Origin of the sequence: Paeniglutamicibacter sp. (assembly GCF_046714615.1) — a bacterium.
Classification (GTDB): domain Bacteria; phylum Actinomycetota; class Actinomycetes; order Actinomycetales; family Micrococcaceae; genus Paeniglutamicibacter.
Genome location: NZ_JBKKAP010000118.1, coordinates 53,203 through 59,417 on the forward strand (window position 1 = coordinate 53,203; position 6,215 = coordinate 59,417).

Annotated in this window: 5 protein-coding genes and 1 tRNA gene; all 6 read left to right on the plus strand. The window is 67.1% G+C overall.

Features of this window, described 5'->3' with window-relative positions; translation table 11 throughout:
* The first annotated feature begins 22 nt into the window (after positions 1–22).
* The 6 genes from ACLQ7E_RS14265 to ACLQ7E_RS14290 all read left to right on the plus strand — a co-directional run bounded on the left by ACLQ7E_RS14265 (position 23) and on the right by ACLQ7E_RS14290 (position 5,924).
* Positions 23–943 (plus strand): septum formation initiator family protein, encoded by a 921-nt coding sequence (locus tag ACLQ7E_RS14265; protein WP_411733235.1) that lies wholly within the window; start codon positions 23–25, stop codon positions 941–943.
* Positions 944–985: 42 nt separating this feature from the next.
* Positions 986–1,717: a DUF501 domain-containing protein gene (locus tag ACLQ7E_RS14270; RefSeq protein ID WP_411733236.1), complete on the plus strand. Its 732-nt coding sequence runs from the start codon at positions 986–988 to the stop codon at positions 1,715–1,717.
* A complete protein-coding gene (locus ACLQ7E_RS14275) occupies positions 1,714–2,670 on the plus strand; it encodes an exopolyphosphatase (protein ID WP_411733237.1) in 957 nt (318 codons plus the stop codon). The genes ACLQ7E_RS14270 and ACLQ7E_RS14275 overlap by 4 nt, the downstream gene beginning before the upstream one ends.
* Positions 2,671–2,717: 47 nt before the next feature.
* On the plus strand, positions 2,718–4,211 hold the full coding sequence (locus ACLQ7E_RS14280) for a S8 family serine peptidase (RefSeq protein ID WP_411733238.1): 1,494 nt from the start codon (positions 2,718–2,720) through the stop codon (positions 4,209–4,211).
* An 88-nt stretch (positions 4,212–4,299) separates the two neighbouring features.
* Positions 4,300–5,673 (plus strand): NAD(P)/FAD-dependent oxidoreductase, encoded by a 1,374-nt coding sequence (locus tag ACLQ7E_RS14285; RefSeq protein ID WP_411733239.1) that lies wholly within the window; start codon positions 4,300–4,302, stop codon positions 5,671–5,673.
* A 169-nt stretch (positions 5,674–5,842) separates the two neighbouring features.
* Positions 5,843–5,924: transfer RNA gene (locus tag ACLQ7E_RS14290), tRNA-Leu, on the plus strand.
* Positions 5,925–6,215 lie beyond the last annotated feature (291 nt).

The window sequence follows — 6,215 nt, forward strand, 5'->3', positions numbered from 1 at the left end:
GCATTACCGGGCAAGGAGTCAGATGGCCGCGCGACGTCCCCCCATGCCACGCTCCGGGGCCTCGGCCAATGACCCCGCGCGTGCGGCCGAAACGGATCCCCGCCAGGGGGCAGGTTCCCAGGTGCCGGCGACGGATGCCGCACCCAAGCGACCGCGGCCCTACCGCGAGACGCCGCCCGCATCCGCTCCGGCGGTGCCCCGGACCACGGCCCCGCGTGGACCCGCGCGCCCGGGCGCCGATGCGCACCGCGCCAAGGTCATACCGCTGGGCGCGGTGAACGCCTCCGGCAAGACAATCCCCGGTGCCCCAAAGCCCGCCGAGGCCAAAACCGCTGCGGCCAAGGCTTCCCCCGGCAAGATTCCGTCCAAGCAGACCGGTCCCAAGGCCGCTTCCAAGCCCAAGGCAGGCGCCAAGGGCGGCGGCACGCCAAGGCCCAAGGCCACCGCTTCGCAGCGGCGCATCGATGACCGCAACCTGCTTTCCGGCGCCGTGCGCAAGGATGGGAAGTCAGCCCAAAAGACCGAGCGCAAGGGCCATGACGGGCCCAAGATACCCATTCCTGCACGCAGTTTTTCCGGCCGCCTGCTGGCACTGAGCATCGCGCTCTCGGTCTTCGCCGTCCTGTTGATCCCCAGCATCGGCACCTATGCGCGCCAGCGCGACGAAATCGCCGAGCTGCGCACCTCGATTGCCGCCAAGCAGGCCGAACAGGAAGCGCTCAAGGACCAGATCGCACGCTGGGACGATCCGCTGTACATCAAGCAGCAGGCCCGCGACCGGATAAACTTGGTCATGCCCGGCGAACGGAACTACATGGTCGTCGGCTCCCGGCCGGAAGAAGATGTTCCAGGCGAAGCCAACCAAAGCCCCGAGGAAGTCCGCACGGACCTGCCCTGGGTCGATGCACTCTTTGACTCGGTGCAGCGCGCCGCCACCGACTGAGCCTGCCCACACCCCCCTGACCTGACACACCGACGCGAGGAGATGCTCCCAACCGTGGACGCCGCGAACCAAAACCACGAAGCCCTTGATGCTGCAGCCCGCGTGCCCAGCGCCGGAGACCTGGAGACGCTTTCCCGCCAACTGAACCGCCCGGTGCGCGATGTCGTGGAAATCGGCGCCCGGTGCGTCTGCGGAAACCCGCTGGTGGCCACCACCGCGCCCCGGCTCTCCTCCGGGATCCCGTTCCCGACCACGTACTACCTGACCCACCCGGTGATCACCGCCGCGGTGTCGCGTCTCGAGGCCGGCGGCGTGATGAACGAGATGAACACAGAACTGGAGCAGGATCCTGCGTTGACCGCCGCCTACGCCCAGGCGCACGAGGCGTACCTGGCCGTGCGCGAGGCCATTGGCGAGCGCTCCGGCACCGGGGCCGTCCCGGAAATCGCCGGCGTCTCCGCCGGGGGCATGCCCACCCGTGTCAAGTGCCTGCACGTGCTGGTCGGCCACTCCCTGGCCGCCGGCCCGGGAGTGAACCCGTTGGGGGACAGGGCCCTTGAAGCCATCTCCGAGTGGTGGACCAAGGACACCTGCCGCTGCGCCGGCGCCTGGGACACGCAGGCGCCGGCCCCGAGCCAGGACCGCTCGCGCCACGTGAAGACCCAGGCCATGGACCCGGCCATCAAGAAGGCCGAGCGGGCCGCCGCCCGTGCCGCCCGCGAGGCCGCCGCCAATGATGATGCAGCCGGCACGAACGAAGCACCCGGAGCATGACACGCGTCGCCGCCATCGACTGCGGAACCAACTCCATCCGCCTGCTCATTGCCGACACGCACGAGACTCCCGCCGGCCCGGCGCTCACCGACGTGCTGCGCCAGATGCGCGTGGTGCGCCTGGGCCAGGACGTGGATGCCACCGGCGAATTTGCGCCCGAGGCACTGGAACGCACCTTTGCCGCCATTGACGAATACGCGCTCATGATCCGCGAACACGGCGCCACATCGATCCGCTTCGTGGCCACCTCCGCCACGCGCGACGCGAGGAACCGCGACGAGTTCGTCGCCGGGGTGCGCGGGCGACTGGGCATCGACCCTGAGGTCGTGCCCGGCGAGGTCGAGGCAGCGCTGTCCTATGCCGGGGCAGCCTCCGTGGCGCCGGCAGCCCCCGGAACCCACATCCTGGTCATCGACCTGGGCGGGGGATCCACCGAGTTCGTCCTGGGCAACGGGCACGGCCCGGTCGCATCGCGCAGCATGGACATGGGCTGCGTCAGGCTGACCGAGCGCTTCTGGCGCCTGGAAAAGCCCACGGCCGAATCGATTGCCGCGGCCCGCGCCCAAGTCAACGCGGTGCTCGACGAGGTCCAGCAGGACGTCGACTTCTCCCAGGTGGACCGGATCGTGGGCGTGGCCGGAACCATCACCACGCTCACCGCCGCCGCGCTGGGCCTGGACAAGTATGACTCGTCCCTCATCCACGGTGCCGAGGTCGGTATCGACAAGCTCGAATCCGCCGTCGCGTTCATGCTCGAGTCGGGACGTGAAACCCGCGCTTCACTAGGGTTCATGCACCCCGGTCGAGTGGACGTGATTGCCGCCGGTGCCCTGATCTACGGATGCATCCTGGAACGGGTGGGGCAGGCGAGCTCGGGGCGGATCACCACCGCCACGGCCTCTGAGCACGATATTCTGGACGGAATTGCCTTGGGACTTGGCACAAGTAACTGAGAAACACCGCCAGAGCCCCCCGTCCACGCACCACGCTAGGAGAACACTTGAGCCACAGACTGCGCCGCGTCGCCGCCACGGTCCTGACCCTGGCGCTCTGCCTTTCGGCCGCGCTCGCCACGGCTCCGGCCGTGCACGCCGACGCGGCCCGCGACGGTGAATGGTGGCTGAATGCCTCGGGCATCTCCAAGGCCTGGGCAGTCTCCAAGGGGGCGGGGGTCAAGGTCGCCGTCATTGACACCGGCATCGACACCGCCCATCCTGACCTGCGCGGCGTGGTGGTAGGTGGCAGGGACGTCTCCGGCGCCGGGAATCCGGACGGCTCGAAGCCGCTGGGCACGCTGCCGGAACACGGGACCCTCGTGGCAACCCTGCTGGCCGGCCGCGGGAACAACAGGGCCGCGATCGCCGCGGCCAAGGCCGATGCGGAAGCGCAGAGGATCGCCTACGACAAGGCCTTGACGTCCGCGCAGGAGGCCAAGGAGGATCCGCCTCCGGTGCCGGCAGCGATCGAAATCCCGAAGCCTGGCCCCGGGCCCGACGGGATGCTGGGCGTGGCTCCGGAGGCCGAGGTGCTCTCGGTGTCGTTGTGGATGGGCACCGAGAACCCCGCCGGCATCTCCGTTGAGGAACAGGTGCCCGCGGCAGTGAAGTGGGCGGTCGACAACGGCGCCTCTGTCATCAACATCTCCCTGGGGTCCACCCAGCCGGACTGGCCGGTCAGCTGGGACACCGCGTTCAAGTACGCGGAGGACAAGGACGTGGTCATCGTCGCGGCGGCGGGCAACCGTGCCGGCGGCATGAAACAGGTCGGGGCGCCCGCGACCATTCCCGGCGTGCTCACCGTGGCGGGCATCGACCGCAAAGGCAAGGCCAGCGTCGATTCCTCCACCGAGGGCATCAGCATCGGCGTGGCGGCGCCCGCCGACCCGTTGGTGGGAGGGCTGCCGGGAGGCCGCTACGCCGATTGGTCGGGCACCTCCGGAGCTGCCCCGTTGGTTGCCGGGGTCGCGGCAATGATCCGCTCCAAGTATCCGGAGATGAAGGCCCCGCAGGTCATCAACCGGATCCTGTCCACCGCGCGCGATGCGGGGGCTCCGGGCGTCGACAACCTCTACGGCCATGGCATCCTTGACGCCTACGCGGCGCTCACCGCACCTGTCCCCGAGGTCAAGGCCAATCCCATGAACACCATCACCGAATGGATCCGGGTGCACCGCCGCGGCGCGCAGGTCAATGTCGGGCCAACCGTGGATCCGGGCATTTCCACGGAGAAATCCAGCATCAAGCCCATTGCCGCACCCGCCCCGCTGGCCCCGGGCGACGAGGCCGGCTTCCTGCCGCCCCTGCTGGTGCTGGGCTTCGGGGGACTGCTGGGGCTCACGGCCCTGGCCGGGACCCTGCACTTCACCCGAATCCGGCGCCGGGCCGCCTTGGCCGAATCGGCAAAAAGCGCACCCGTTGCGGCACTGAAACTCAGCGACCACTCGGGGGCCAAGGACATTTTTGACGAGCTTCCGGAGTCAGGCGAGGACTCCTAGAAACGTCCGGAACAAGTGGCGGTTGCCACCCCGAATGGAGCTAGTGAAGACTTTCACAAACGGCGTTTTTCGGGATAGGATGGGCTACATGCCTATCACTCAACAATTTTCCGATCGCCCGCGCATCCTGGTCGTCGGCGGTGGCTACGTTGGACTTTACGTCGCAATGAAGCTGCAGAAGAAGGTCAAGGACCACGGCGGCATCGTCACGGTTGTCGACCCGCTTCCCTACATGACCTACCAGCCCTTCCTCCCCGAGGTTGCGGGCGGCCAGATCGAACCGCGCCACGCCGTGGTCTCGCACCGCCAGCACCTCAAGCACGCCGAATTGATCACCGGCCGCGTCTCGGCCATCGACCACAAGAACAACAAGGCCGTCATCGTGCCGGTTGTCGGCGAACCCTTTGAGCTCGAGTACCGCGACGTCGTCATGGCCGCCGGTGCCGTCACCCGCACCTTCCCGATCCCGGGCCTTGCCGATACTGGCATCGGCCTGAAGTCCATCGAGGAAGCCGTTGCCCTGCGCAACAAGATCCTCGAGCGCATCGAGTCGGCCTCGCTGATGACCGACGCCACCGAGCGCAAGCGTGCCCTGACGTTCGTCGTGGTCGGTGGCGGCTTCGCCGGCATCGAGACCATCGCTGAGATCGAGGACATGGCCCGCCACGCCGCTTCCCTGAACGGACGCATCGGCAAGGACGAGCTGCGCTTCGTGCTGGTCGAGGCCATGGGCCGCATCATGCCCGAGGTCACCGAGGACCAGGCGCTGTGGGTTGTCGACCACCTGCGCAGCCGCGGCATCGAGGTCCTGCTGAACACCTCGCTGGCCAACGCCGAGGAAGGTGTCATGGCACTGATCAACATGCCGGACAAGTCCGACGCCGAGACCTTCGAGACCGACACGCTGATCTGGACCGCCGGCGTCATGGCCAACCCGATGGTGCGCTCCACCGACTTCCCGATCGAGGCCCGCGGCCGTGTCATGACCGGCACCGACCTGCGCATCACCGGCGAAGACGGCATCGCCATCGAAGGCGCCTGGGCCGCTGGCGACGTCTCGGCCGTGCCCGACGTGACCGGCGGCCTGCCCGACGGCACCTGCGTGCCCAACGCACAGCACGCCGTGCGCCAGGCCAAGTTGCTGGCACACAACCTGTACTCCACCCGCTACGGCGTGGGCCAGGTCAAGAACTACAAGCACAAGAACCTCGGCGCGGTTGCCGGGTTCGGTGCCAACAAGGGCGTCGCCAAGGTCATGGGCCTCAAGCTCAAGGGCTGGCCCGCCTGGATGGCACACCGTGGCTACCACGGCATGGCCATGCCGACCTTCGAGCGCAAGTTCCGCGTCCTGGGCGACTGGATGGTGGCACTGTTGTTCACCCGCGACACCCTGCAGCTGAACAACCTCGAAACCCCGCGCGCCACCTTCGTCGAAGCAGCAACGCCGAAGCCACGCGCCTAGCAATCATCGAGTGAGGGCGGTGGCAACGCGTCACGGATCCCGGGCCCCAAAGTGATAGGCCCACGGCCCGGGAACCGAGAACGTCGATGTCGCCGCCCTTTTTCATGCATGAGCGGGCAGCCGGTCGTTTCTCAACCGAGGGAACGATCTTGTACGCTTGGTGCAGTAGGCCCCCATGGTGGAATTGGCATACACGGCTGACTTAAAATCAGCTGCCGAAAGGCTTGTGGGTTCGAGTCCCACTGGGGGTACACAACATGAGGCTCCTGCTGTCCCGTTTATGTGGGGGAGCGGGAGCCTTTGTGCTCCCCTGGGATTCGCGTTAGATTCCGGATGTCAAGGCAGTCAGATGCCCGGGACTATTCCCAACTTCCGGAGCAGAAAACCACGAACCACACGCTAAGTGACAAATAGGTAGTGATTTGGGGATTTATTGGTCTGCATCGAGCGTTCTACCAACGTAGGCTATTTACTAACAACCCTACCGAGGAGAAACACCATGGCCCTGGGCGGAAACCCGGTCTTCAATTCCAAGAACTACC

Coding starts and splice junctions, on each gene's coding strand:
- ACLQ7E_RS14265 (WP_411733235.1), top strand. CDS start 23: ATGGCCGCGCGACGTCCCCCCATGCCACGCTCCGGGGCCTCGGCCAAT.
- ACLQ7E_RS14270 (WP_411733236.1), top strand. CDS start 986: ATGCTCCCAACCGTGGACGCCGCGAACCAAAACCACGAAGCCCTTGAT.
- ACLQ7E_RS14275 (WP_411733237.1), top strand. CDS start 1,714: ATGACACGCGTCGCCGCCATCGACTGCGGAACCAACTCCATCCGCCTG.
- ACLQ7E_RS14285 (WP_411733239.1), top strand. CDS start 4,300: ATGCCTATCACTCAACAATTTTCCGATCGCCCGCGCATCCTGGTCGTC.